Annotated in this window: 23 protein-coding genes; 16 read left to right on the top strand and 7 right to left on the bottom strand. The window is 60.1% G+C overall.

Translation table 11 applies throughout. The features are described from left to right. Window positions 1-29 precede the first annotated feature (29 nt). The 3 genes from BV034_RS17625 to BV034_RS17635 all read right to left on the bottom strand — a co-directional run bounded on the left by BV034_RS17625 (window position 30) and on the right by BV034_RS17635 (window position 3,880). On the bottom strand, window positions 30-2,036 hold the full coding sequence (locus BV034_RS17625; RefSeq protein WP_050028312.1) for a GldG family protein: 2,007 nt from the start codon (window positions 2,034-2,036) through the stop codon (window positions 30-32). Window positions 2,037-2,075: 39 nt separating this feature from the next. Continuing rightward, window positions 2,076-2,834: an ABC transporter permease gene (locus BV034_RS17630; protein WP_050028313.1), complete on the bottom strand. Its 759-nt coding sequence runs from the start codon at window positions 2,832-2,834 to the stop codon at window positions 2,076-2,078. 92 nt (window positions 2,835-2,926) lie between these two features. Further along, window positions 2,927-3,880, bottom strand: a complete 954-nt coding sequence (locus BV034_RS17635) for an ATP-binding cassette domain-containing protein (RefSeq protein ID WP_050028314.1) — start codon at window positions 3,878-3,880, stop codon at window positions 2,927-2,929. Between the two features lie 278 nt (window positions 3,881-4,158). Between BV034_RS17635 and BV034_RS17640 the strand changes: the two genes are divergently transcribed. Further along, window positions 4,159-6,009: a hypothetical protein gene (locus tag BV034_RS17640; protein WP_265593128.1), complete on the top strand. Its 1,851-nt coding sequence runs from the start codon at window positions 4,159-4,161 to the stop codon at window positions 6,007-6,009. A 130-nt stretch (window positions 6,010-6,139) separates the two neighbouring features. Next, on the top strand, window positions 6,140-6,592 hold the full coding sequence (locus BV034_RS17645; protein WP_050028316.1) for a cyclic nucleotide-binding domain-containing protein: 453 nt from the start codon (window positions 6,140-6,142) through the stop codon (window positions 6,590-6,592). A gap of 235 nt (window positions 6,593-6,827) precedes the next feature. Here the strand turns inward: BV034_RS17645 and BV034_RS17650 are convergent, their stop codons facing one another. Next, window positions 6,828-7,544: a metallophosphoesterase gene (locus tag BV034_RS17650; RefSeq protein ID WP_050028317.1), complete on the bottom strand. Its 717-nt coding sequence runs from the start codon at window positions 7,542-7,544 to the stop codon at window positions 6,828-6,830. Between the two features lie 114 nt (window positions 7,545-7,658). Here BV034_RS17650 and BV034_RS17655 point away from each other — a divergent pair, with 114 nt between their 5' ends. Beyond that, window positions 7,659-8,549: a class I SAM-dependent methyltransferase gene (locus BV034_RS17655; protein ID WP_050028318.1), complete on the top strand. Its 891-nt coding sequence runs from the start codon at window positions 7,659-7,661 to the stop codon at window positions 8,547-8,549. Window positions 8,550-8,560: 11 nt separating this feature from the next. On the opposite strand, the gene BV034_RS17660 is transcribed toward BV034_RS17655, so the two are convergent. Beyond that, on the bottom strand, window positions 8,561-9,583 hold the full coding sequence (locus tag BV034_RS17660; protein WP_050028319.1) for a low specificity L-threonine aldolase: 1,023 nt from the start codon (window positions 9,581-9,583) through the stop codon (window positions 8,561-8,563). 6 nt (window positions 9,584-9,589) lie between these two features. Here BV034_RS17660 and BV034_RS17665 point away from each other — a divergent pair, with 6 nt between their 5' ends. Genes BV034_RS17665 through BV034_RS17675 form a run of 3 tightly spaced genes read left to right on the top strand, consistent with a single transcriptional unit; the run spans window position 9,590 to window position 11,489 of the window. Then, window positions 9,590-10,558, top strand: a complete 969-nt coding sequence (locus tag BV034_RS17665; RefSeq protein ID WP_265593129.1) for an ADP-ribosylglycohydrolase family protein — start codon at window positions 9,590-9,592, stop codon at window positions 10,556-10,558. A gap of 55 nt (window positions 10,559-10,613) precedes the next feature. Continuing rightward, window positions 10,614-11,108 carry a transcriptional regulator NrdR gene (gene nrdR, locus BV034_RS17670; RefSeq protein WP_050028320.1) on the top strand — a complete coding sequence of 165 codons (495 nt, stop codon included), beginning with the start codon at window positions 10,614-10,616 and terminating at the stop codon, window positions 11,106-11,108. Window positions 11,109-11,135: 27 nt separating this feature from the next. Beyond that, a complete protein-coding gene (locus BV034_RS17675; protein WP_050028321.1) occupies window positions 11,136-11,489 on the top strand; it encodes a histidine triad nucleotide-binding protein in 354 nt (117 codons plus the stop codon). A 92-nt stretch (window positions 11,490-11,581) separates the two neighbouring features. Here the strand turns inward: BV034_RS17675 and BV034_RS17680 are convergent, their stop codons facing one another. Further along, the gene (locus tag BV034_RS17680) at window positions 11,582-13,654 is read right to left on the bottom strand and encodes a carbon starvation CstA family protein (RefSeq protein ID WP_050028322.1); all 2,073 of its coding nucleotides are present in this window, start codon (window positions 13,652-13,654) and stop codon (window positions 11,582-11,584) included. Window positions 13,655-13,765: 111 nt separating this feature from the next. Between BV034_RS17680 and BV034_RS17685 the strand changes: the two genes are divergently transcribed. The 5 genes from BV034_RS17685 to BV034_RS17705 all read left to right on the top strand — a co-directional run bounded on the left by BV034_RS17685 (window position 13,766) and on the right by BV034_RS17705 (window position 18,095). After that, on the top strand, window positions 13,766-14,425 hold the full coding sequence (locus BV034_RS17685; RefSeq protein ID WP_050028323.1) for a M15 family metallopeptidase: 660 nt from the start codon (window positions 13,766-13,768) through the stop codon (window positions 14,423-14,425). 66 nt (window positions 14,426-14,491) lie between these two features. Continuing rightward, a complete protein-coding gene (obgE, locus tag BV034_RS17690; protein ID WP_050028324.1) occupies window positions 14,492-15,529 on the top strand; it encodes a GTPase ObgE in 1,038 nt (345 codons plus the stop codon). A gap of 120 nt (window positions 15,530-15,649) precedes the next feature. Beyond that, window positions 15,650-16,207, top strand: a complete 558-nt coding sequence (locus BV034_RS17695) for a transposase (protein WP_050028325.1) — start codon at window positions 15,650-15,652, stop codon at window positions 16,205-16,207. Between the two features lie 185 nt (window positions 16,208-16,392). Continuing rightward, a complete protein-coding gene (locus tag BV034_RS17700) occupies window positions 16,393-16,974 on the top strand; it encodes a sigma-70 family RNA polymerase sigma factor (protein ID WP_050028326.1) in 582 nt (193 codons plus the stop codon). A 143-nt stretch (window positions 16,975-17,117) separates the two neighbouring features. Further along, window positions 17,118-18,095, top strand: a complete 978-nt coding sequence (locus BV034_RS17705) for a polysaccharide deacetylase family protein (RefSeq protein WP_050028327.1) — start codon at window positions 17,118-17,120, stop codon at window positions 18,093-18,095. 104 nt (window positions 18,096-18,199) lie between these two features. Here BV034_RS17705 and BV034_RS36120 read toward each other — a convergent pair whose 3' ends face one another. Continuing rightward, a complete protein-coding gene (locus tag BV034_RS36120) occupies window positions 18,200-18,376 on the bottom strand; it encodes a hypothetical protein (protein ID WP_265593131.1) in 177 nt (58 codons plus the stop codon). 132 nt (window positions 18,377-18,508) lie between these two features. On the opposite strand from BV034_RS36120, the gene BV034_RS17710 reads away from it, so the two are divergent. From BV034_RS17710 to BV034_RS17730, 5 genes are all read left to right on the top strand, one after another. Further along, window positions 18,509-19,903, top strand: coding sequence for an AI-2E family transporter (locus BV034_RS17710; RefSeq protein WP_063768814.1), 1,395 nt, complete (start codon window positions 18,509-18,511; stop codon window positions 19,901-19,903). 95 nt (window positions 19,904-19,998) lie between these two features. Then, window positions 19,999-21,012 (top strand): MoxR family ATPase, encoded by a 1,014-nt coding sequence (locus BV034_RS17715; protein ID WP_050028329.1) that lies wholly within the window; start codon window positions 19,999-20,001, stop codon window positions 21,010-21,012. 19 nt (window positions 21,013-21,031) lie between these two features. Beyond that, window positions 21,032-21,940, top strand: a complete 909-nt coding sequence (locus BV034_RS17720) for a DUF58 domain-containing protein (RefSeq protein ID WP_050028330.1) — start codon at window positions 21,032-21,034, stop codon at window positions 21,938-21,940. A gap of 9 nt (window positions 21,941-21,949) precedes the next feature. After that, window positions 21,950-22,675, top strand: coding sequence for a DUF4381 family protein (locus BV034_RS17725; RefSeq protein WP_050028331.1), 726 nt, complete (start codon window positions 21,950-21,952; stop codon window positions 22,673-22,675). A gap of 17 nt (window positions 22,676-22,692) precedes the next feature. Further along, on the top strand, window positions 22,693-23,712 hold the full coding sequence (locus tag BV034_RS17730) for a VWA domain-containing protein (RefSeq protein ID WP_050028332.1): 1,020 nt from the start codon (window positions 22,693-22,695) through the stop codon (window positions 23,710-23,712). Window positions 23,713-23,716 lie beyond the last annotated feature (4 nt).

Here is a 23,716-nt window from a genome sequence, read left to right on the forward strand (position 1 = left end):
GAAATGATACCAAGTCACGTGGACGGGTGTTAGTGAGCGGCCTGCAGAGAGCGGCGGCGGGCGGCGATGGTGACTCCGACCGCGATGATCAGCAGCGGAATGGCTGCCATGTTCAGCAAGGTGATGAGAAACTCCCGACGGTCTTTCATGCGGGTCTGCTCCTTGATGAGTTCACGTCTTTTGGCCATGAGCTCCACCTGCTTGTCCTGAAGCTGCTTCGCCTGGGCTTCGTTGGGGTTCAGCATGATCAGGCCCTGCGTCGCTTTCACGCCGCCGCCCTTGGCGATCTCCTGCACCACATCATTGAGGTCCTGCTCGATCTTCTGCATGCGAGGACGATACTGCTCCTCAATGTTGGCGTTTAGTTCCTGAAGCTTCGTGAAGGGGCGGTTCGCGGACGAACGGCTGCGGACTGCGATCAGGTCAGCACCGCCCGACAAGAGCTCCACGGTGTTGAGCAGCAGGGGCAGGTTCGAGTTGCTCATGCGCATCGACGCGCCGCCCATCGGGTCACGCTCGACGACGAACTCATCGAACTCCATGTCCACATCGCTGAAGAGGAACACGACGCCATCATTGTTGGCAGACTCTTTGAGAGAAGGCTTGGCCTCCTCTTTCTTTTCACCAGCAGGTGCCCCTGCGGGCTTGTCATCTTCACCACCCGTACCGCCGGGGAGCATGCCAGGGGGAAATCCGCCCGGGAAACCTCCGGGCATGCCAGGCATTCCGCCAGGACCTTCGGCGGCCGGTGCGGTGACCTTCGGCTGGCCATCAGGGAATGCCGTCTTAAACCGACCGGTCAGGCGCACACCCATCACCTGGGACTTGCCGCTGGCCTGGAAGTTCTTCAGGTCCTCACGCATGGCCTTCTCGGCGTCAGTAGTGTCGATCAGCTGAGATTTCTCAGATGAATGCACCAGCGTGGTGGAGGTCACATTGCCCTTGGCTGCCACATTGAAGGAGCCTGCGGAGAACATCTGGACGAGCTGCAGGGGCTCCGTCATAGGCTCCTTGTCATTGATCCCCTCCTTGGGAATGCTCAAGAAGGTCGGGACCGCCCGGCGATTGTTGGCCGTGCGGAATGTCATGTCAGCCACGACAAGGTTCTTGTCATAACCCACACCCCACTCCTTGAAGAGCGTCGGCAGATCGGAGTTCGGTGAAACGAACGAGGTGGGCGCGCGTCCCATCTGTCCAGGGTTGTTGTAGGCCCGGCTCACCAGGCAGTGAGGATCCACAAAGGCGATCACTTTCCCGCCCTTGAGCAGGAACTGGTCGATGGCGAATTCAGCACGCGGCGTGATGTCCGCAGGATGGATCACGAGGAGGATGTTGATGTCGGAGTCAACCGCTTCGCTGGACATTGGCACCTCACGCACATCGTAGTCCAGGCGCAGCTGCTGGATCGCAATCCAGGGACGTTGCTGGTTCTGCTGCATCCCCGGCGGGAAGTTGAAGGCCGGTCCGGAGATGGGCATCGGGCTCATCACACCGATCACACTGCGCTTGGTGCGCGTGACCTGGGACAGCGCCCGGGCGATCTGATACTCGAGAGTGCCTTCTTCAGCGGGAGTCAGCGTTGGGATGATCTCCTTTTTGTCGAGCGACTGGATGGCGAGGCCGAAGTAGGCCTTGTCGCCTTCTTCGTTGACGGTGTAGCCCTGAATGTCATCTGCCACCGCTTTATCTTCCTCCTCCGTGTTGGGACGCGGGTCGATGTTTTCCAGGGTGATCTTGCCGCCGCTGGCCTTGGTGATTTCCAGCAGCAGGTCACGCACGGTGTTCCCGTAGGTCTGGCCCCACTGGGGCATCAGCCGGCTGTCTGAAGTGGCGTAGAAGCGGATGGTGACCGGCTTGTCCGGGTTCAAGCCCTCAACAATGCGGCGGGTGCCGTCTGAGAGGGTGAAGATCCCCTTTTCCGTGAGGTCCATGCGGAAGTTGAGGAAGCCAAGGCCGCTGACCAGGATGTTCACCACCACAACGATGGCGATCACAAGCAGCAACACGAGGGCGCTGAGAGTAGTTTTCGATTTCATGCGCGAAAAAAGATTGGGCAATTGGGTGTCAGTGGCGCATCAGGCACGCTTGGCCTGGATCGCATAGTGGGTGATGCCGAGGCAGACGCCGACGACGCTGAGGAAATAAAGCACGTCGTCGAAGACGAGCAGGCCCTTGGACATTTCGTAGAAATGGGTCATGAAGCACAGCTCGGCGATGAAGCGCACCAAGCCATCGAGACTGGCCGGGGTGACCTTGAGAAGGAAATCCACCACCTGCTGGAATCCGAAGAGGAAGAGCAGCAGGCAGATCGCGACCGAGATGATGAAGCAGATGACCTGGCTTCGTGTGAAGGCACTCACCGCGCTGGTGATGGCCAGACAGGCCAGAGCGTACAGGTAGCTGGCGATGTAGCCGCTGATGATCGGGCCCGGATCAGGCTCGCCCAAATACGAGACGGTGAGAATGATCGGGAAAGTCAGCGCCAGACCAATCGCCCAGACCGTGGCGGCAGCGAAGTATTTGCCCAGCACCGCATGCCACGGGGAGATGGGCATGGTAGCCAGGAGTTCCATGGTGCCGAGGCGTTGCTCCTCAGACCAAAGTCTCATCCCCACCGCAGGAACAAGCACAAGGTAGATCCAGGGGTGCCACATGAAGAAGCTGCCCTGTCCAGATAGCGTGGCGTTGTTGGAGGAGAGGAAGCCTCCCACGATGAACGTGAAGCCCATGGCGGCGATCACGAAGATGAACAGGATGATGTAGGCCAGGGGCGAGTTGAAATACGAGAAGAATTCCCGCTTAAAAACCGCAATGATGTTTTTCGTTGGACTCATGGTGAGCAAATCAGATCAGCTTTGAAAAATAGATTCGGGGACATCCGCCACTCGGGAGGGCACCCGTCTTCGTTCTGGTGAACTTGGGCAGGTCAGGAGGCCGTGTCTGAGCGCGTGATGGTGCGGAACACCTCGTCGAGGCGGCCTTCCTCACGGTGCAACTCCTCCACCCTCCATGATCTGGCCGCCAGCAGCGTGCCGATTTCGCGCACCAGATCCTCTGGCTTGGCCTTGCGGGAAGGAAACACCCGGCCGGAAAAACCAAGTTCATCCATCACCGCTGCCTCCACCTTGTCCACCCCGGCAAGTTTCTCCAGCTCGGCACGCACACCGGATCCCGCGAAGCCTCGCACCGTGACCCGCACTGCGTCCGCGCCCGGCGCCCGGGTCTTGAGGGAATTCGGGGTGCCGTCGGCCACCACTTTGCCGTGGTCAATGATGATGGCGCGGGAGCAGACCGCCTCCACCTCTTCAAGAATGTGGGTCGAGAAGACGATCGCCTTGTTCTGGCCCATGCGCTTGATCAGGTTGCGCACTTCATGCTTCTGGTTGGGATCCAGGCCGTCCGTGGGTTCATCGAGGATCAGCACTTCAGGATCATGGATGATGCTCTGGGCAAGGCAGGTGCGGTGACGGTAACCCTTTGAAAGGGTGTCCACACTCTGATTGCGGACCGGCTCCAGGAAGCAGGTCTCCAGGGCCTTGTCGATCGCCTTGGAGCGGGCAGAACCGTACAGCCCGCGCATCTCTGCGCAGAAACCGAGGAAGCCCACCACACTCATGTCTGAATACAGGGGAGCGTTCTCCGGCAGGTACCCGAGGGCCCGTTTCGCGATTTCGGGCTTCTCAAGCATGTCAACGCCCCCTACGCTGATCGTTCCCGCCGTCGGCTGAAAGTAGCCCGTCACCATGCGCATCGTGGTGGACTTGCCGGCACCGTTTGGACCAAGGAAGCCGAGCACCTCGCCTTTTTCCACGTTGAAGGTGATTCCATCGACGGCCACCTTCGGACCGAACACTTTGCGGAGGTCTTTTACCTGGATCATACTTTAGGGATTCTGGTCTCTTCCTGAAATGTGCAATTCGAGCGAGGGTTACTAACGCCGATCAGACAGGATTATTGTTCTCATGTTCAAGCGCTGGGAACCACAACTTTCAAAGCAAAAAGACCTTTCCGCGCAAGAATTTTCTTTCATTCAGCTTCCTGAAAAATACCTGTCCAAATCGGCCTAAAACGCGGGTTCCTTCCCCTTTCGCCCTCTTTGCTGCCCAACCTTGGCAAAACGGAAATTCAACATCCTTGCCACCGGATGCGTCAGTTCGTATGCTGGGCGTCTTTTCTGTCCCGCTCCTGCCCCCAATGCTGACCTCCCAGAACCCAGATCCTACTGCGTCCCGGCCGTTTGTCCTTCTGCGCCCGTTGATTGCCGCCTGGCACTGGTTTTTCCCGCCGACCCAGGCCCATATGGACCGGCAGTCCCGGACCGCCCGGATCGCGGCGGGCTCGCTAATCCTGCTCTTTTCCATCGGGCTGATGGTTTTCACCGTCATGAATGCCCGGAAATGGCATGACGCCTTCCAGACATGGCAGTCGAACCGTCTCATTGACGAGGCCATCAAGCTCAAGGAGCAGGACAAGTTTGTGGACGCCTGGCTCAAGGCCCACGAGGCCTACGCCAAAGACGCGGACAATGTGAGGGTGCTCCGCGTCATGGCCCAGTTCTACACCTTCATGCAGAAAAAGGAGGCAGGCTGGTTCTTTGACCGCCTCCGTCAAAAAGGGGCCATGACCGACGAGGACACGACCTTTGAAATCGAGGCCCTCGCTTCCATTGCCGAGAACAAGCAGGCTCAAGATCAAATCGAGCAGGTGCTGCGGACCTCGAAGCCCACCCAGAAGGTCGTGGAACTTGCCGATGTGGTGTTGAGGAAGAACCAGCGCAGCCGTCAGCTCCTGCAGATTCTGGACAACTTTGTCATTCAGGAGCCCGACAACATGGAGATCAAGCTGCTCTACGGCCGCCGGTTGGTGGAGTATGGCACTTCCGATGAGATCGAGAAGGGACTGAAGATGCTTTGGGAGCTTGCCTCCGACAAGGGGGCGAACGGTCTGGCCGCCCTGGAGTTTCTCGACCGGGTCAAAACGATCAGCAGCGAGGAAAAACAGAAACTCATCGAACTGCTCGACAGTCATCCGCAGGTCAAGGAAGAGCACCGGATCGCCGCCTTGCGCCGACAGGTGGAACTGGAACCTGGCCGCAAGCAGGAGATCATTGCCAAGGCGATGGAAGACCGCCGCGGGTCCAAACGCGAAGACCTCGTGCCCCTCGCCCGCTGGTTGACCACGGAAGGCGAGAACGAAAAACTCCTGTCGTACCTCGATGCGGACATGGTCCGGGACTATCCTCCGCTCCTGGAGAACTATCTCAATGCTCTCACCCTCTTGGGAAAAAACGAGGAGCTGGCCGCTTTGATCAACGACCCCCGCACGCGTCTCACCACCGCCATTCGCGCCTTCCACAAAGCCCACCTGGCCTACGTGACGAAAGCACCCTCGGAAAAGGTGAACGAACTGCTCAAGGAAGCCCTTGCGGCCATCCAGAGCGAGGGCCGGCAGCCCATGCTTCTGACGCTTGCGGACTACGCCGAGAAACGAGGCCACCTGAAGATCGCAGAAGAAGCCTACAAGCTGGCTTCCCGAAGCAACCGGGCAGATCTCGCGGGCTACGAGGGCCTGCTCCGACTCACCTACCGGAACGGAAACACCGCTGGATTCCTGGCCGCGGCGCAGGAGACCGTGCAGCGCTGGCCCGAAAAAGAAGTGTTTGAGGAGCGCTACCTCTACAGCGCGCTGATTTCCGGCGTGGACATGGAACAATCCATCGGACGCGCCTCCCGGCTCCTCTCCTCCCGCCCTGCCGACTCCACACGGAAGTTGATCGTCGCCCTGGGCGAGATCCGGATGGCCAATCCCAAATCCGCCGCCACCGCGTTGCAACGGATTGATCTGGGAGATCTCACTCCCGGTCAAGGGGCCGTGCTTTGCGGCATCATGCAGGCGGCAGGTTACGATGACCAGGCCCGCTCCCTCGCTGGCAGAATCCCGGACGACACCCAGATGCTGCCGGAGGAAAAACAGTTCCTGATGATGGCGAAGGCTCCCCCGCGCGGTTAGCCCCCCTGCCCCGCCGTTGCCATCTCGAACTGCTGCGATACCAGATGCAAGCGGGCACTCGAGCGGAACTCAATGGGTCTCGCTGACAATTCAGGTGTCATTTCCGGCATCGGGAGTATCATCCTGCACCGTGAAATCCATTCTCGCGCCGTTCCAGCACCTGGAGATTCGCAGTCTGCCAGCCGGGGAGGTCGTCATGACCCAGGGTGAGCCGCATTGTCGGCTGCTGGTGTTGATTGAGGGCGCGGTTGAAGTGATCAAGGACGACGTCCGCGTCGCCCGCTCCCGCGAGCCGGGCGCTATCTTCGGTGAGCTGTCTCTGCTTCTGGGCGGCCCCCATACCGCCACGGTGCGCACCACCCAGCCGTCCTCATTTTATGTGCTGGATGATCCCGCCGAGTTTCTCCGCACCCATCCAGGAGCTGCCCTGGAGCTTTGCCGCCTGCTGGCCCGCAGGATCGACGCCCTCAATCGCTACCTGGTTGATGTTAAACACCAGTTCGAAGGCCAGGAAGGCCACTTGGGCATGATCGGTGATGTGCTGGACACCTTGATACATCACCAGCCGAAGACTCCTGGTTAACAGGTGAGCCCCTTCATACGCAAAGCATCCCCGTCATTCCTCGCACCCCAGGTGAAGCAACGGGATCATTAAAATGCCTACTGAGAACAGGCGCTGACGAGGGCCAGTCCTGCGAGTAAGTTGCGTATCAAACAGCCAGCATCGTAAAGACCCCATCACGGACCCTTTGCGCCTAACAGTTGACGAAATGCGCACTGGATAACGCCATGCTATACAGTGCATCACGCGAGTTGCCCTAATACGCCACCGTCTCAGCGCCCTCGCTGCTGCACCAACGCACTGTCCGGTTCTCCAGATCCACCCAAAGATGCGGAGGCGTGGAGGACATTTCATAGCCCGCATTGAAGGCCAGAGTCGCCCCCATCTTCGCCTGCCATGCGCCTCCCGCCTGAAAAGGCGCTTGGTGGACATGACCACAAAATACCAGATCAGGTTTAAGCTCCTCGATCCATTCCTGTAGCTCAGGGGAACCGAAATGCACCTTCCCCGTCCAGCTCAGAGGCGTGTGATCCGGTGGGCCATGGTGGACCCAGATCCAGGTGCCCAGTCGTTTGGAACCTGCCGCACGCAGGCCAGACAACACTGCCGCACGCTGGTCGGGGTGCATCGTCCATGGACAGATGCTGACCGTCACATCCCCGACATCTACGGTGTCACCGTCCACCTCAATCCCCGAGTCGCGCAGATCCTGCATCCAGGCAGCCGAATAGGCAGCCCCTTCTTCGGGCTGGTCCACATCATGGTTTCCCGAAGACGCGAATACCCGCGTCCCCCGGACCAGTCTGCCCAAGTACTTCTCCACCACCTGACTCTGCACATCCACACTGACATACGAGCCGATGTCCAGGAAATCACCCGCCAGGACCATGGCGTCCACCTCTGCCACCTGCCGGAGCAGCCAGTCGAACTGCTTCAGATTGTAGTGCAGGTCCGCGGTTACAAGAAGCTTCATGCGGTGGCAGGGCACAGGTGTAGATCAACTTCGCACCAGATCAAGATCGCATGAGCCAATCTTCATTGACATTGGAGCAGACTGGCTTCTGCTGGAAAGCTCAATTTCCCAGGAATGAAGTCTGCCAGCACGCCCCCACCTCCGCACCAGTTGCTCACCGCCCACTGGCCCGCCTATCGGTTGCTGGACACCGGAGCCGGCAGAAAGCTGGAGCAATGGGGCACTCACCTCATTCAGAGGGATGAACCCAAGGCCTGGTGGAAGCCCACCCTGCCAAAATCAGAATGGCAGAAGGCGGTCAACCAGCTCGATGCGAAGACCGGCGTCACGGTCGGCGGCAAGGAGATTTCCTGGACCCTGCCCCTTCAAGAGTTGCAGGTCCGTCTCCGCCTGACCCCTGGCTCCCGTCATGTGGGGGCGTTTCCTGAGATGGCACCGCAGTGGCTCTGGCTTCAGCAGAAGATCCGCGCCATGAAAGACGCCAAGCCCAAGGTCCTGAACCTCTTTGGCTACACGGGCATTGCCTCCGTAATGGCCGCAGCCGCCGGAGCAGAGGTGGTGCATGTGGATGCCTCCAGGCCATCGTTAGATTGGGCGCGGGAAAATCTCGAACTGAATCCCAAGACCGCCCAGAGCAGCACCGTTCGATGGATGCTGGATGATGCCTTCGCCTTCGTGCAACGGGAGGTCCGGCGCGGGAACCAGTACGCAGGCATCCTGCTCGATCCTCCCAGCTATGGCAAGGGACCCAAGGGCCAGATCTGGAAGGCCGAAGAGCAACTCCACGAGCTCCTCACCACCTGCAAGTCCCTGCTGCGGGAGAAGGATGCCTTGTTCATCCTGACGCTCTATAACCTCTCCATCTCCGCCTACTCCGTGCACAATCTGCTTCGCCAGGTTTTTGCCCTCCCCTCTCCCGCTATCGAGATCGGCGAGCTCAGTCTGGTGGATGAGGCAGCTGGCAACGTGCTGTCCCTGGCCAACTATGGCCGGTTTGCACGTTGAGACAGCCGGCATCAGGCCGCATCCCGCAAGACCGCCTCGACTTCTGCCGCCGTGGTCTTCCACGAGCACATGAATCTCGCTCCACCACCGATGAAGCTGTAGTACTTCCATCCTGCCTTCTTGAGCTTCTGGTCCACAGCCTCAGGCAGCTTGGCGAAGACAGCATTCGCCTCCACTGGATGGAGAATCTCCACCCCTTCAATTTGCCGGAGCCCTTCAGCCAGAGTCCGGGCGTGGTCATTCGCCTGGCGGCCATATTTCAACCAAGCCCCGCCTTTGATCAGGCGACGCCATTGGGCGGAGATGAACCTCATCTTGCTGGCCAACTGTCCGGCCTGTTTGCAGCGCCACGCGAAGTCGCGGCTCAGATTTTTGTCAAAGAAGACCACCGCTTCGGTCATTGCCATGCCATTTTTCGTGCCGCCAAAGCACAACACGTCCACCCCCGCGCGCCAGGTGATGTCTGCTGGAGCGCAGTTCAAAGATGCCACTGCATTCGAGAACCGCGCGCCATCCATGTGAATCGCCACCCCCTTGCTCCGGGTCACGCCCCATAGTTCCTTCAACTCCTCAGGCCGGTAGACCGTGCCAAATTCTGTGCTCTGGCTGACGCTGAGCGCCCTCGCCTTGGGATAGTGCAGATCCTGCCGATGGGTGATGAGCCGGGACACATCAGCGGGATGACACTTCCCCATCTCCCCTTGGGCCAGGAGGATTTTGGAGCCGTTTGAGAAGAACTCAGGAGCCCCGCACTCATCGGTCTCCACGTGAGCCACCTGATGGGCAATGACACTGTGATAACTCTGGCAAAGGGACGCCAGGGAGAGCGAGTTGGCGGCCGTGCCGGTGAAGACAAAGTACACATCGCAATCGGTCTCAAACAGTTCACGGAAAGCATCGCAGGCCTCGCGGGTCAGGTGATCGTCCCCATAGGAGGGTTGATGCCCCTCATTGGCCTCTTGGAGCGCCTCCCAAGCCTCGGGACAAATTCCTGCGGTGTTGTCACTCGCAAACTGGCATCCTGGTACGATCATAAGAACATGATGGAGAAGACGCCAGGGTTGGAAAGTCAAATTGCGGGCTCCTTGTGGGGAGCCGTGGTGGGAGACGCCTTGGGAGTGCCCGCAGAGTTCCGCAGTCGCCAAGACCTGGCCCTGAATCCGATCGTGACCATGACCGGCAACGGCACGCACCACCAACCACCCGGCACATGGTCGGACGATTCCTCCCTGATCTTCTGCACGCTGGAGTCCCTGCTGGAGTGCAATCATCTGGTCGCCCAGGACATGGCCGAGCGGTTCCTGCGCTGGCTGCGCCGCGGCTACTGGACGCCCTATGGGGAGGTGTTTGACCTGGGCATCGCCACCCGTCAGGCGCTGGCTCGGTTTGCGGAGGGGCGGCCCGTGGCACGCTGTGGCGGGAGGGAGGAGTTCGACAATGGCAACGGCTCCCTCATGCGCCTCATTCCCGTCTCACTTTGGGTCTGCAACACGACCCCGGAGGAGGCCGTCGCCTCCTCTCACCTGGCGTCCATCATCACGCACGCCCACCCCCGCTCTCAGATGGTGTGCGGCTTTTTCACCATTATCGTCCGCGGCTTGTACCAGCAGCTATCGCCTCTCGATGCCTTGAAACAAGCCTGGTCACAAGCCGAAGCGCTGTACTCCACCGATGAGGAATTTCACAAAGAATGGCCCTCACTGCACCAGATGCACCCAGACATCCTCCCACACATGAGTGAGGCGGAGGTGCCCAGCAGCGGCTACTGCGTGCATACCCTGGAGGCTGCGGTCTGGACCCTGCTGCATACCACCAGCTTCGAAGAATGCGTTCTGCGAGCCGTCAATCTCGGTGAAGACACGGACACTACCGGCTGCGTGGCCGGTGCGCTGGCGGGCTTGGTTTACGGCATCGAGGCCGTGCCAGCACACTGGACCAGGGCGCTGGCAAGACACGAGGATGTGACAGAAATCATCTCCAGGTTCACCGAAAGGATAACCCGGCGTTGACGAATCCATTTGCGCCCGTCATTCCACATGACACACTCCGAGGAAACGAACCCTTATGCGCTGCCCCAAGTGCGGAACTCTCGAAGACAAAGTCATCGATTCGCGTGAAGCGAAGGATGGTAGCTCGGTGCGCCGTCGTAGGGAGTGTCTTTCCTGCAACCACCGCTTCACCACCTACGAGCAGGTGGAACACGAAGAGTTGAGGGTGATCAAGCGCAATGAATCGCGGCAGCCTTTCAGCAGGGAAAAGCTGATCGACAGCATGAAAAAGGCCTGCGGCAAGCGGCCAGTCGGCATTGAGCTGCTGGAGCACGCTGCAGACGCCATCATCACCGAGATCAGCGCCGCTGGCTACCGTGAGGTCCCCTCCCGTGTGCTCGGCGTGAAGGTGATGCAACACCTGGAGGCCATCGATCACATCTCCTATGTGCGGTACGCCTCCATCTATCGCGAGTTCCAGGAATTGGGTGAGTTCATCAGCGAAATCAACTCCCTGGAAACCCGGGTGCCACGTGATGTGAAGCAACCGGAGCTCTTCCGCAAAATGTAGGTGCGAGACCGCCCCTTCCCTGCTCCAATGGCGGGCATGACGCTGTTCCAAAAGATTCTGGCCCGCGAGATCCCCGCCACCATTGTTTACGAAGACGACGACTGCTTCGCGATCAAGGACATCAATCCCCAGGCGCCCGTCCATGTGCTCGTGATCCCCAAGACGGTCATTCCCCGTGTTGGTGACGCCGTGCCTGCGGATCAGGCCACTCTGGGCGCCCTCCTCCTCGCCGCGGGCAAGATCTCCACCCAGTTGGGAGTCAACGCCACAGACAAGGGCTTCCGCCTGGTGATCAATCACGGGCGCGATGCCGGCGAGACGGTGCCTCACATGCATGTGCACCTGCTGGCGGGTCGTGATCTGACCTGGCCTCCTGGTTGATGCAGAACAAGCGGTTCAGGAGACTATCTACGGCACAAAAAAGGGCGGTCGTGAAGACCGCCCTTTTTCATTGGAATCTCAACTCAATCCACTCACACCGCATCCGGCAGCCGGACATACGGACCTTCCTTGAGAACGGAAGGCTTCAGACCGCGGAGGATCTTCACCCACTCCAGAACGCAGCCAATCACGATCGTGGTGACAAAGATCAAAAACAGCGAAGTGATTCCGATGTCCACCTTGGCATTGAAGATCACGGTCTGGGCCTCCTTGATCTGTGCCGCGGTCAGCGGAACGTTGTTGAGGACGCCCGCAGCGAGCACCGCCTCCTGTTTCACGATCTCAGGCAGGAAACCGGCCGCCAGTGGGGAGAAGATCTTCAGGTAACCCGCGCTGAAGGTCACACAGAGCAGGAACACCAGCGGCACCAGGGTGCACCAGGCGTACTTGGCCCGCCCCATTTTGATGATGATAGTCGTGCCCAGGCAGAACGCGATCACCGAAAGCAGCTGGTTGGCAATACCGAAGATCGGCCAGAGGCTTTTGGCAATGCCGTAGGGATCAATGGCACCGTTGTAGAGGAAATAACCCCAGGCAGCAACGAGCGCCGCGCTGGCCACAATGTTTCCCAGCCAGGAGCTTGTGTCCCCCAGCGGTTTGTAGAAGGTCCCCAGCAAGTCTTGTAAGATAAACCTCCCCACCCGGGTGCCTGCATCCAGGGTCGTCAGGATGAACAACGCCTCAAACATGATGGCGAAGTGGTACCAGAGATCCAGCAACCCGTGGCCCATGTTGAACTTCTTGAACACCTGGTCGAACATGGCGGCCATGCCGACAGCGAAGGTCGGAGCGCCCCCCACCTTCCCGATCAGCGTGGGTTCCCCCATGTCCCGGGAGAGGTCTTCCATCTCCTTCATGGTCACGGGGAAGCCGGCATCATTCACCTTCTGCACCGCAGCCACCATGGTCTCAGGTTTCGCGTAGTTGGCAGGCGTGTTGATGGCGAAGTACTGGCCGGGCTGCAGCGCGCATGCGGCGATGATCGCCATCAGAGCGACGAGCATCTCTGTCACCATGGCCCCGTATCCCACCATGCGGATCTCCTTCTCTCGACTCATTAGCTTCGGCGTGGTGCCAGATGAGATGAGTGAGTGGAAACCGGAAATAGCTCCGCAGGCAATCGTGATGCAGACAAACGGGAACACCGTGCCCGGCACCACCCAACCGCCTCCGTTCACAAACTTCGTCACGGGCGGCATGTGCAGCGGCGGCGCCACCAGCACGATGAAAATACCCAGCAGGGCCACTGTGCCCAGCTTCATGAAGGTGCTGAGGTAGTCACGCGGAGCGAGGAGCAACCACACTGGAAGCACCGAGGCACAGAAACCGTAGATCATGATCGCCCAGGCCAGCGACGTATCGCTCCAGGTGAGCATGGCGTTCATCTCTGGCGTAAGAAGGCGTCCGCCCCACACGCACCCGAGCAGGCCAATCACACCAAATGCGGAGACCGTCCCGACCTTCATCCCGGCCCGGATGGCCAGCCCCATGATCATGGCCAGAGGGATGGTCATGGCGATGGTGAACAGGCCCCAAGGGCTGTGCGCCAGAGCCTTGACGACCACCAGACCAAGCACCGCCAGGATGATGACCATGATCGCCAGCAGGCTGATCATCGCCACCAGACCGATGAACGGGTTGATTTCGTCCTTCAACATCTGGCCCAGCGACTTGCCCTCGCGTCGCATCGAACTGAACAAAACGACCGCGTCGTGCACACCGCCTCCCAGCGTGGCCCCGATCAGAATCCAAAGTGTCCCGGGAAGATAGCCAAATTGGGCTGCGAGCACCGGGCCCACCAGCGGCCCCGGACCGGCGATGGCGGCGAAATGGTGGCCGAACACCACCCACTTGTTGGTGGGCACAAAGTCTTTGCCATCGGCTTTCGTGACCGCAGGAGGAGCGCGATGGTCATCCAAAACCAGCACCTTTGCCATCAGCCAGGCACTGTAGAACCGGTAGCTCACCGCAAATGCACAGACCCCAGCCACCACCAGCCAGAGCGCGTTCACCGGCTCCCCTTGTTGGAAAGCTGACACCGCCACGGCCACTGCACCCAGTACAGAAATGGCCAACCAAATGAGAATACGCCAGAGTTTTGACATGTGGAATATGTATAGGAAGAGGAAGCGCGAGTGGCAAGGCTTCCGTGGACGCATTATGCACCCCGATTTGAGCCTTCTGGCAAACGCCCGCCATTGATGATTTATTGCAGCATGAGGTCTTTCAACATCCTGCCCGCCCTATTGCTTGTCTTCACGACAGCTTTCCTGCACAGGCTGCCCGCAGAAACGAAGGTTACCTCCGCCCCCACCAAGGAGGACCTGGAGTTTGTGGAGGTCATCAAGATCATCCCCAATCTCGTGGTGGATCTGCCCTATGCCTCCGAGCAGAACTTCTTCAAGAAGCGCTTCTATGCCGCCAACCGCTGCTTTCTCCGCCGGGGCGTGGCAGAGAAGCTCGCAGAGGTCCAAAAATCGCTCAATGCGAAAGGCCTCGGCCTGAAGATCTGGGATGGCTACCGTCCCCGCCGGGTGCAGTGGGAATTCTGGAAAGTGGTCCCGGATCCGCGCTATGTCGCCGATCCCAAAGAAGGTTCTCGCCACAATCGCGGTGCAGCCGTGGATGTCACCTTGGTGGATCTCACCACAGGGGCGGAGCTTCCCATGCCCACCGGCTTCGATGATTTCAGCCCCAAGGCTGCCTCAGATTTTTCGCTGCTCCCACCCCTGGCGCTCAAGAATCGCACGTTGCTGCATGAGGAAATGAGACGGCAGGGTTTCAGTCCATTGCCAAGCGAATGGTGGCACTTCGATGCCCCGGGCTGGCAGCAGTACCCGCTCGAAGATCGAGACCTGCTGGCTGAACTTCCTTGACGTCTGCGCCAGTCCTGCCCTTTTTTCCTTGTTCCTTTCTCAAATCTCGGGATAGTCCACCTTCCCATGTTTGTAGATCAGATCCGAGTATTTGCCCGCGCCGGAAGAGGCGGCGACGGCAGCGCGCACTTCCACCGCGGCAAGTTCCGCCCCAAAGGCGGCCCAGACGGCGGCGACGGAGGTAATGGCGGCAATGTGATCTTGCAAGTGGATCCCAGCACCGACAGCCTGCGCACCTTCTTTTACAACGCCAAGATGATTGCCGAGGACGGCAAACCCGGAGCAGGATCCCAATGCACGGGTCGCTCCGGAACCCATGGCGTCTACAAGGTACCTCCGGGCCTCCTGGTGAGCCGGATCGAGGAGCGTTTCGATGAGGAAACCGGAGAGATGGTCACGGAGACCACTCCTGTGGCTGACCTCACTGAGACGGGACAGGAGTATGTCCTGTGCAAGGGGGGCAAAGGCGGCAAGGGCAACGTGCACTTCAAGAGCCCGACGAACCAGGCCCCCAAGGAATTCACGCCAGGTACCGATGGCGATTCCGGCTTCTACCACTTCGAGCTGCGCAGCATCGCTGATGCTGGCCTGGTTGGCTTCCCCAATGCGGGCAAGTCCACCCTTCTGACCAAGCTGTCCCACGCCAAGCCCAAGATCGCCAACTATCCTTTCACGACCCTGCAGCCGCATGTGGGTGTGGTGGAATTCACTGAGACCCGCCGTGGCACCGTGGCAGACATCCCAGGTCTCATCGAGGGCGCTCACGCCAACGTCGGCTTGGGCCACGACTTCCTGCGCCACATCATGCGCTGCCGCATTCTCCTCTTCGTGGTGGACACGCCAGGCAGCGAAGGTCGCGATCCAGTTGCTGACATCTCCACTCTGCGTGAGGAAATTTCCCTCTACAGCAGCGAACTCTCCAAACGCCCCTGGTGCATCCTGGCCAACAAGATGGACCTTCCCGAGGCTGAAGAAAATCTCGCCCTCCTGAAGGACCGCTTCAAGCGGGTGAAGGTGATCCCCATCTCCGCAAACGAAGGGCATGGCATGGATAAACTCAAAACCTTCCTCTCCGAGAAGATCGGCCACGAGACCGAGTTTTGATCCTTCAGCAATCGAGCTCGGGGCGTAGGGATGCCCCGATGCTCATTCTGGTTATTTTTGACAATGTAAATCCGGATGCAGGCCGCTGGCGAAAAAGCAGGGTGACTCCCCTCTTCGCCCATGTGCCCCTCAGCCCCGCCTGGATCCAACTCCCCGGCCAAACTCTCCGAGACCCATCCTCTCAATCATTCGGACTCTCCGTCCGACATCCCCACCCTCAGTGTGGAGGTGGTCACAGATGATTACTGGAGCCAGGTGGAACCCCTCCTGCCCTCCGTGGCCTTGGAGAACCTGCAGAAGATCACGCACTCCGGGGCCGGGCGCGGGCGAAAGCCGGTCCATCCCCGACACATCTTCAGGGCGATCATCCACGTCATTGTGAACAGGATCTCGTGGTATGAGTTGCCCGAGACCACTTTCGGCCTTTCCTATGGCACGGCCGCCATCGCTTTCCGCCGTTGGAGTCGGGATGGCTTCTTCGCCCGCCTGCACCAAGCAGGACTCGCCTCCCACGAACAATGGGAGGGCATCGCCTGGCAGTGGAACAAGGCGCAGGCACCCTGGCAGCAGACGACTCTGCCCGGGAGCTCGCCCATCAAGCCAGTCAAGCCCCGCTCCAAAGGAACATCACGGGTGCCCTTCGCGATGCCAGCGCAGGATGCTGACCGCGCCGCCTAGAACGCTCACCAACGTTGAACGTGTAAATATTTATGGGGGCACAGACCCCCATTCTACTATTTTGCAATTGCATGATTTTATGTAATAGCTAGACTGTCGGTGGCTTGGTTGAAAAACCTTTTAGTTTCTCCGACAAGTTTGGGCCGACTCTTCGGGGGCAAACGTGCGATTCCCCTCGCTCGAGCATGGCACCCCAACCTTCCATTGTCGCAGACGAAGACCGGCTAATTCTCGCCGCAGTCGCGGCCGGCAGCGAGGAAGCCTTTGTTCAGCTTTACGACCGGTTCTCAGCCCTTCTCTGGGCGGTGGCGATGCGAATTCTGCAGGATCCTGCTGAGACCGAGGACGTAGTCCAGGAGACGTTTCTTTACATCTGGAAGAAAGCCTCGGCCTACAATCCGGAACTGGCCCAGCCCAGCACCTGGATGTGCCTGATCCTTCGAAATCGCTGCCTGGACCGCCTAAGATCCCGCCATCGTCGGGAAAAGCTCATGACGGCGGTGAACAACTCCAATCCCGCTGGCAAAGAGCCGCAGTCCGATTTGGTTGGGGCCTCCGTGCAGTTGCGGGAACTGGGGCAAAAGGCACGGGAAGCCATGGCAGGCATTCCAGAACTCCAGCGCAAGGCCCTGGAGCTGGCATATTTTTCCGGTCACAGCCATTCAGAGATCGCCCTGGCCATGCGCCTGCCGTTGGGCACCGTTAAGACGATGATCCGGCAGGGCCTGATCTTCCTGCGCGGTCACATGGAAGAAAAGTGGGGTTGAACGGTCGCCCGCCTTCGCTGGGGGCCTAGATTTGTTTGCGTTCACAAAGCGTTTCCGCGCTGGCATTGGGCACGATTGTGGCTACCTTGCGCCCCCGTCTCACCGGAGGTTCCGGCTGACGGCGCAGGCCCCCACAACCCCTCATGATACCCTCTCTCTGGCTTGGCATTGTTCTCTCAGTTGGACTGAACGGAAACCCCGCCGTACGCCGATTCCCAGATCTGGTGGTCACCACGCCCGCCTCTGCCGCCGCAGCCAGACCCTCCGCCATGTTGCCCGGGGTGGAGATTCTTCCCGGACTAAGGGACACGGACCATTTTGAAATTGCCAAGGTGCCGCCGCCTTCCGTCAAGGCCAGCTATTCCACGGTCCACATGACGCAACCGTATGTTGCGATCACCTTTGACGATGGACCGCATGCCACCAACACCCCGCGGTTGCTGGACATTCTCGCTGAGCGCAACATCAAAGCGACCTTCTTCGTGGTGGGCAAGAACGTCCGCGAGTACCCCGCCATCCTGCGCCGGATCATCGCGGAGGGGCACGAGGTAGGGAACCACACCTGGAGCCACATGGCTCTCTCCACGCTCACTCCGGACAAGGTTCGGCAGGAGCTGAGCAAGACGCACGATGCGGTCCTCCAGGCCGCCGGCTACCAGATGCGACTCATGCGTCCGCCCTACGGCGCAACCAATCTGCGGGTAAAACAGATCTGCTTCCAGGAGTTCCACTACCCGAGCATTATCTGGACGGTGGACCCGCTGGACTGGAAACAGCCGGGATCCTCCGTCGTCGCCCAGCACATCGTGGCCGGGACGCGCTCAGGTGCCATCATCCTCGTTCACGACATCCACGCCGCGACCATTGATGCGATGCCGGACACCCTCGACACCCTCCTGGCGAAAGGCTACCACTTTGTGACGGTCAGCCAGCTCCTGAATCTGGGCGACAAGTACCCCGTGACCTCCACGGTCCCCATGGCCATTCCTGTACCGGAGCCAGAGCCGACCATGCCCATTCCGGCCGCTGCCGCCGGTAACGGTGCAGGTACCAGCCTCGATTCCACGATCCCCAGCGGTGCGGTCAGGCCCGTGACGGGTTTGCCCGGCGACTCAAACTAACTCGCTCGCTCCAAATCAAAATCGGCGGACAAAAGGTCCGCCGATTCAGTAGGTTGAGGAAGCGGCCAAATGGCGGCTTCGATGGGCATCAGGAAGTTCCAGCCCTAGTGCTTCTTGTCCCGGCCTTTGTTGGCAGGAGACTCGTGACGGGCTTTCCCCTTCTCGAGCACTTTGGCGATCTCGACCTGATGCAGACTCTGGTCCGACTGGTGAAGCTGGTCCGTATTCCGGAACTTCGCGGCCTGCTGTTCGAGTTCTGTCGTAGCGTAGCGTGACGGCATGGTAAATCACCTCCTTCCGTTTCAAGGTTAAACGTTCCCCAGGCCTGTGCCGGACGCTTGAAAAGGGACATTCCCGGGCTGAATTGCGTTCTCCAATCCACTTGTCACTTGGGCAGGAAAACGCTTTACTCCGTGCCCGTGACGAAAATCCCCAACGCGTTTCAGCGTGCCACCCTTTGGGCCGCCATCACGGCGCTTTCGATAGCGGTGATTGGCAGCCTCTCCGTCGGACTCATCTGGTTGATCACCCGGGTGATTTCCTTCCTGCAGCCCCTCCTCATTCCGTTCGCGGTTGCAGGTGTCCTGGCCTACTTGCTGGAGCCGCTGGTCTCCCGCCTCATTAAATGGGGGCTGAGCCGGCAGCGAGCCGTCATGCTCGTGTTCGTGCTCGCCACCGCCGCCATCGTGGGGGTGTCTTTGGTCATTGTCCCCGCCTTTGCCCGACAGAGCGTCGATTTTGCCAAAGAGGTCCCCGCCTACGCGGAAAAGGTTCGCACCCAAGTTCTAGGTTGGGCCACCTCGCTTAATACCCGCCTCATGGATGATTACGGCGTGGACATCCTGCACTGGAGCGTGCCCCAGTCTCATCCGACATCCAACGATGCAGGCGCTGGCCTCCCCACCCCTGCGACAGCTCCTGCCCTCCCCGCCACCAACCCCGTCCCACTGACCGTAGACGTCTCGACCTTGACCGATGAGCAGGCTCAAAACCTTGTGACTGGAGCGACGACTCTTCGTGATGCGGCCGCAGCAGAGGCATCTTACTTCACGCTTCAAGACCTCCTCAGCGGAGATTGGCTGAAGAGCACCCTCCCGAAGGTGGGGCAGAACGCCTGGAACTTCATCCGGGCGGGTGTCGGAGGGTTCCTGGGAGGGTTTGGCTTCCTGTTGTCCCTTGTTATCGTGCCGCTGTATCTTTACTATTTCCTCACTGAGAGCCCCAAGATCGCAGAGGGCTGGTCCCACTATGTTCCTCTCAGGGCCTCTCAGTTCAAGGACGAGGTCGTCAGCACCCTGGCAGAGATCAATGGATACCTCATCGCCTTCTTCCGAGGGCAGTTGGTGGTGAGCCTGATCAACGGGGTCGCCACGGGCCTTGGGCTGGTTATTGTGGGCGTTAAGTTCGGCTGGCTGATTGGCCTGTCGCTCTGTGTGCTCGGCATCATCCCTTACCTCGGCATCGTGGTCTGCTGGATTCCTGCCGTCATCATCGCCTCGGTCCAGGGGGGCAGCTACCTGATCCCAGCCTCCAGCCCATGGTGGGTGTTTCCGCTGGTGGTCACCGCCATCTTCGCCGTCGTTCAACAGATTGACGGCCTGTTCATCACCCCAAAGATCGTCGGCGAATCAGTCGGCCTCCACCCTATGACCGTGATCGTATCCGTGTTCGCCTGGTCCCTGGTCATGGGCGGCCTGCTTGGCGCTATTCTGGCGGTGCCTATGACGGCCGCAGTCAAGGTGTTGTTTCAGCGCTACGTCTGGCAACGGGCGATGATTGCCGGCCGCGTGGAGCCGGAAGGGCTCTGACGTGTGCATGCGCTTCAATTTCAGCAAATTCCTGCTCAATCTAAACTAACACTGGCGTTGGAGACGTTGTCTCACTAGCGTTCCTAAATTGTCACATGGATTCAGCCTCACTTTCTCCCGCTCCGTCCGAAAGCTCCGTAACCGCCGATGACATTCGCGCTGCATCCTCCTGGGTGGAGCCGTTGCGGGAGGAGATTGCCCGGGTTCTGGTGGGCCAGAACGACCTGGTGGACCGGCTTCTCATTGCTCTGCTGACCAACGGCCACGTGCTCCTGGAAGGCGTGCCCGGCCTGGCCAAGACCCTGACCGTGCGTACGCTTGCCTCCTGCTTGCATGCACGCTTTCAGCGGATCCAGTTCACACCGGACCTTTTGCCGGCCGACGTGGTCGGCACCATGATCTTCAACCCGCGGGAAGGCACCTTCTCCCCTCGCTTGGGCCCGGTGTTCGCCAACCTGGTGCTCGCGGATGAAATCAACCGCGCCCCTGCCAAGGTGCAGAGCGCCCTGCTGGAAGCCATGCAGGAGCGGCAGGTCACCATTGGAGACACCACCTACAGTCTGCCCAATCCCTTCGTGGTCCTAGCCACGCAGAACCCCATCGACCAGGAAGGTACCTACACCCTGCCGGAGGCCCAGCTCGACCGTTTCCTGCTCAAGATCCGGGTGGACTATCCCACCATCGCGGAGGAGCGGCTCGTGTTGGACCGCATGGCGACGTCCAAGCCCAATCTCGAAGTCTCCCCCGTCATTCAGATTCAGCAGATCGCCAACAGCCGTGCGCTGGTCAACGGCATTCACATGGATGACAAGATCAAGGACTACATTGTCGGCCTCATCTATGCCACGCGCCATCCAGAAGGGGTGATCAGCCACCTGCGCAATTTGATTCGCTGCGGGGCATCTCCGCGTGGCACCATCAATCTCGCGCTTGCCGCCAAGGCCAACGCCTTCCTCGCGGGTCGCGACTACGTGACACCGCACGACGTCAAAGCGTTGGCTCCCGACATCCTCCGTCACCGCATTCTCCTCACCTACGAGGCGGAGGCTGAAGGCGTCACCACGGAGGACATTGTTGGCCAGTTGCTGAGCAAAATGCCTGTGCCCTGATTCTGGACCCATCCTTGTCATGCTTCCGCCTCCCGACAACGAAGCTCGCATCAACCGCATCCTCAAACGGGTGCGTAAGATTGAGCTGATCACGCGTGGGCTGGTAAAAGAAACACTCGGCGGCGCCTACCACAGCCGTTTCAAGGGCCAGGGCATTGAGTTCGATGACTTTCGTGAATACCAGCCGGGAGATGATGTGCGTTTCCTCGACTGGAATGTCACCGCCCGTCTGAATGAGCCTTACGTCCGCAAGTACGTGGAAGAACGGGAGATGACCGTTCTCCTCCTCGTGGATGTGAGCCGGAGCGGCGACTACGGCAGCGGAGAGGACAGCAAGCGTGAGCGCGCCGCGGAAGTGGCGGCAGTCTTTGCCTTCAGCGCTTTGCAGAATCAGGACAAGGTGGGGCTGGCCATGTTCTCCAGCGAGGTCGAGTTCTACCTGCCCGCCCGCAAGGGCACCGGACAGGCGCTGCGCATTGTCCGGGAGATCCTCAACTTTCAACCCACCCGGCGCGGTACTGACCTTGAACCCGCGTTGAACCTGGCCGTCCAGCGAATCCCGCACCGGGCGCTCGTGTTCGTAATCTCTGATTTCATCGCACCAGGCGGCCCCGCCGCCTGGGAGAAGGCCCTGCGGGCCGCCTCCAGCAAACACGACGTGGTGGCCGTGGAAGTGGTGGACCCACGGGAACTGGAGCTCCCCAGCGTGGGACGGGTCTGTCTGGAGGATCCCGAGACCATGCAGCAGGTCATAGTTAACACCTCCAACCCGCGGGTGCGTCGTGAGTTTGCCGCACGCGCCCAGGCCATGCGGGAGAACCTGACGGGAATGTTCCACCGGAACAACATCGAGAACATCGTCATTCACACCGACTCCGACTACCTCCCGGCCCTCCGGAGTTATTTCCGTTCCCGCCGTCGTCGCTGATTCCGCCCCATGATCCACCGTCTATCCAGCATGGCGATCCTGGGCGGGCTGCTTTCCGCAGCCTGGGGAGGCACGGCGTTTGCCCAGCAGCGGGAGCCGGTGAATCTCACGCCCCTGCCCTTTCCGGAGATCGACACGCCCCATCTGCCGGAGCCGGGCATGTCCTGGTGGCTCATCGCTGGCGGAGCAGTTCTCCTTGTCGCCCTCGTGGCCCTGCTGGTGCTTCTGCTCCTCCGGGCCAAAGGCACCCGTCCTCCCACGCCACCACCCCACCCGCTCAAGCATGCCCTGCAGCGGCTGGAGACGCTTCGAGCTTCGCTTGACTCCATGAACCCCGACGCGGTGGGGCATGAAGTTTCCGTGATCCTGCGGGACTATCAGCAGGCGAGATACCGGGTTCCCGCCCCCTATCTGACGTCCGAGGAACTGTACGGGAGCGACGTGCTGGAATCTCGTGAAGAGGTCCGGAGTCGCTTCAGCCCGCTCGCGAAAATCTACGATCGATTGTCCTTTGGACGGATCCCGGCCACTCGATCCGAGGCGGAAAGGCTGGTTCAAGACGCCACCGCGGCCTTGCAGGAGGAACGTATCTATCTTCCGGCAGCCAGCGCCTCATCGCTTGCAGGTCCCGATGAGGAAGTCCCTGACGCACCGGAATCCGTGCTCCAGCCCCCACCCTTGCCGATGGCGAAGCCTGTTCCCACTCGCGAAGAAAAGCCCGCCAGCTTGAGCTGATCCATCCACCCTGTACCATGCGCATCCCCTTCATGCCTGAACATCAGCTTGCCAGTCCCTGGTGGCTGTTGTTGCTGCTGGCCCTGCCTGTTCTGGCCTGGCTGCGGGGACGCGCGGGGGACGCGCCCGCCATGTCTTTCCCGATGACGGGGTTGCTTGCCGAGTTGGGTCGCCCGACGCGGAGCCGCCCACGGGGACTCGCCTTCAACCTTCTGCACCTGGCCATGGTCCCGGCCATCATTGCCCTCGCCCGGCCTCAAAAGGTGATTTCGTACGACGAATTGAAGTCGGAAGGCATCGGCATTGTTGTGGCGTTTGACGTGTCGCTGTCCATGCGGATCCGGGACTTCTACATCGGAAACCGCCAGGTGGACCGGATGACCGCCGCAAAGCGGGTGCTGGTAGACTTCATCAAGGGGCGGCCGAATGATCGCATCGGCATCGTGGCGTTCGGTGGCGCCCCCTACAATCCGTGCCCGCCCACGCTGGATCACGACTGGCTGCTGAACAACATGGACCGGATTCAGACCGGCATCATGGAGGACGGCACGGCCATCGGGTCCGGCATCGCCGCCGCCGCCCGCCGGCTGGATCAGCTGGAGGTTAAGAGCAAGGTCATCCTCCTCATGACTGACGGGGCCAACAACAGCGGCAAGCTGAGCCCTCAAGATGCCGCGCGTCTGGCCGCCACCCTTGGCATTCGCATCCACGCCATCTCCATCGGCACGCCCGGTATGCACCCTATTTACATGCCCAACGGCCCCCCCATCAATTCGGGTCGCCAGGAGTTCGACCCCGAAACGTTGCAGGAGGTCGCGAACATTGGCAGCGGCAGCTTTTTCCGTGCAGAAGACCTCTCCACCCTGGAGCGCATCTTCAAGACGGTTGACGAAATGGAACGTACTGAGATTGAGCGTCGCAAAATTGTCGAAACTGAGGACGTCTATTTTTGGTTTCTTCTGACAGCTGCCGTGCTGGGAGGAGTCTATCTTATCTGGAAACAGTCCGCCGGCCACACGGCCCCGTCCATTGCCTAGTAAC

This window comes from Verrucomicrobium sp. BvORR034 (genome assembly GCF_000739635.1).
Classification (GTDB): domain Bacteria; phylum Verrucomicrobiota; class Verrucomicrobiia; order Verrucomicrobiales; family Verrucomicrobiaceae; genus Verrucomicrobium.

Excerpts from the sequence above, each read along its gene's own strand:
- BV034_RS17625 (WP_050028312.1), bottom strand. The coding sequence starts at position 2,036 with ATGAAATCGAAAACTACTCTCAGCGCCCTCGTGTTGCTGCTTGTGATC.
- BV034_RS17630 (WP_050028313.1), bottom strand. The coding sequence starts at position 2,834 with ATGAGTCCAACGAAAAACATCATTGCGGTTTTTAAGCGGGAATTCTTC.
- BV034_RS17635 (WP_050028314.1), bottom strand. The coding sequence starts at position 3,880 with ATGATCCAGGTAAAAGACCTCCGCAAAGTGTTCGGTCCGAAGGTGGCC.
- BV034_RS17640 (WP_265593128.1), top strand. The coding sequence starts at position 4,159 with ATGCTGGGCGTCTTTTCTGTCCCGCTCCTGCCCCCAATGCTGACCTCC.
- BV034_RS17650 (WP_050028317.1), bottom strand. The coding sequence starts at position 7,544 with ATGAAGCTTCTTGTAACCGCGGACCTGCACTACAATCTGAAGCAGTTC.
- BV034_RS17655 (WP_050028318.1), top strand. The coding sequence starts at position 7,659 with ATGAAGTCTGCCAGCACGCCCCCACCTCCGCACCAGTTGCTCACCGCC.
- BV034_RS17660 (WP_050028319.1), bottom strand. The coding sequence starts at position 9,583 with ATGATCGTACCAGGATGCCAGTTTGCGAGTGACAACACCGCAGGAATT.
- BV034_RS17665 (WP_265593129.1), top strand. The coding sequence starts at position 9,590 with ATGATGGAGAAGACGCCAGGGTTGGAAAGTCAAATTGCGGGCTCCTTG.
- nrdR (WP_050028320.1), top strand. The coding sequence starts at position 10,614 with ATGCGCTGCCCCAAGTGCGGAACTCTCGAAGACAAAGTCATCGATTCG.
- BV034_RS17675 (WP_050028321.1), top strand. The coding sequence starts at position 11,136 with ATGGCGGGCATGACGCTGTTCCAAAAGATTCTGGCCCGCGAGATCCCC.
- BV034_RS17680 (WP_050028322.1), bottom strand. The coding sequence starts at position 13,654 with ATGTCAAAACTCTGGCGTATTCTCATTTGGTTGGCCATTTCTGTACTG.
- BV034_RS17685 (WP_050028323.1), top strand. The coding sequence starts at position 13,766 with ATGAGGTCTTTCAACATCCTGCCCGCCCTATTGCTTGTCTTCACGACA.
- obgE (WP_050028324.1), top strand. The coding sequence starts at position 14,492 with ATGTTTGTAGATCAGATCCGAGTATTTGCCCGCGCCGGAAGAGGCGGC.
- BV034_RS17695 (WP_050028325.1), top strand. The coding sequence starts at position 15,650 with ATGTGCCCCTCAGCCCCGCCTGGATCCAACTCCCCGGCCAAACTCTCC.
- BV034_RS17700 (WP_050028326.1), top strand. The coding sequence starts at position 16,393 with ATGGCACCCCAACCTTCCATTGTCGCAGACGAAGACCGGCTAATTCTC.
- BV034_RS17705 (WP_050028327.1), top strand. The coding sequence starts at position 17,118 with ATGATACCCTCTCTCTGGCTTGGCATTGTTCTCTCAGTTGGACTGAAC.
- BV034_RS36120 (WP_265593131.1), bottom strand. The coding sequence starts at position 18,376 with ATGCCGTCACGCTACGCTACGACAGAACTCGAACAGCAGGCCGCGAAG.
- BV034_RS17715 (WP_050028329.1), top strand. The coding sequence starts at position 19,999 with ATGGATTCAGCCTCACTTTCTCCCGCTCCGTCCGAAAGCTCCGTAACC.
- BV034_RS17720 (WP_050028330.1), top strand. The coding sequence starts at position 21,032 with ATGCTTCCGCCTCCCGACAACGAAGCTCGCATCAACCGCATCCTCAAA.
- BV034_RS17725 (WP_050028331.1), top strand. The coding sequence starts at position 21,950 with ATGATCCACCGTCTATCCAGCATGGCGATCCTGGGCGGGCTGCTTTCC.
- BV034_RS17730 (WP_050028332.1), top strand. The coding sequence starts at position 22,693 with ATGCGCATCCCCTTCATGCCTGAACATCAGCTTGCCAGTCCCTGGTGG.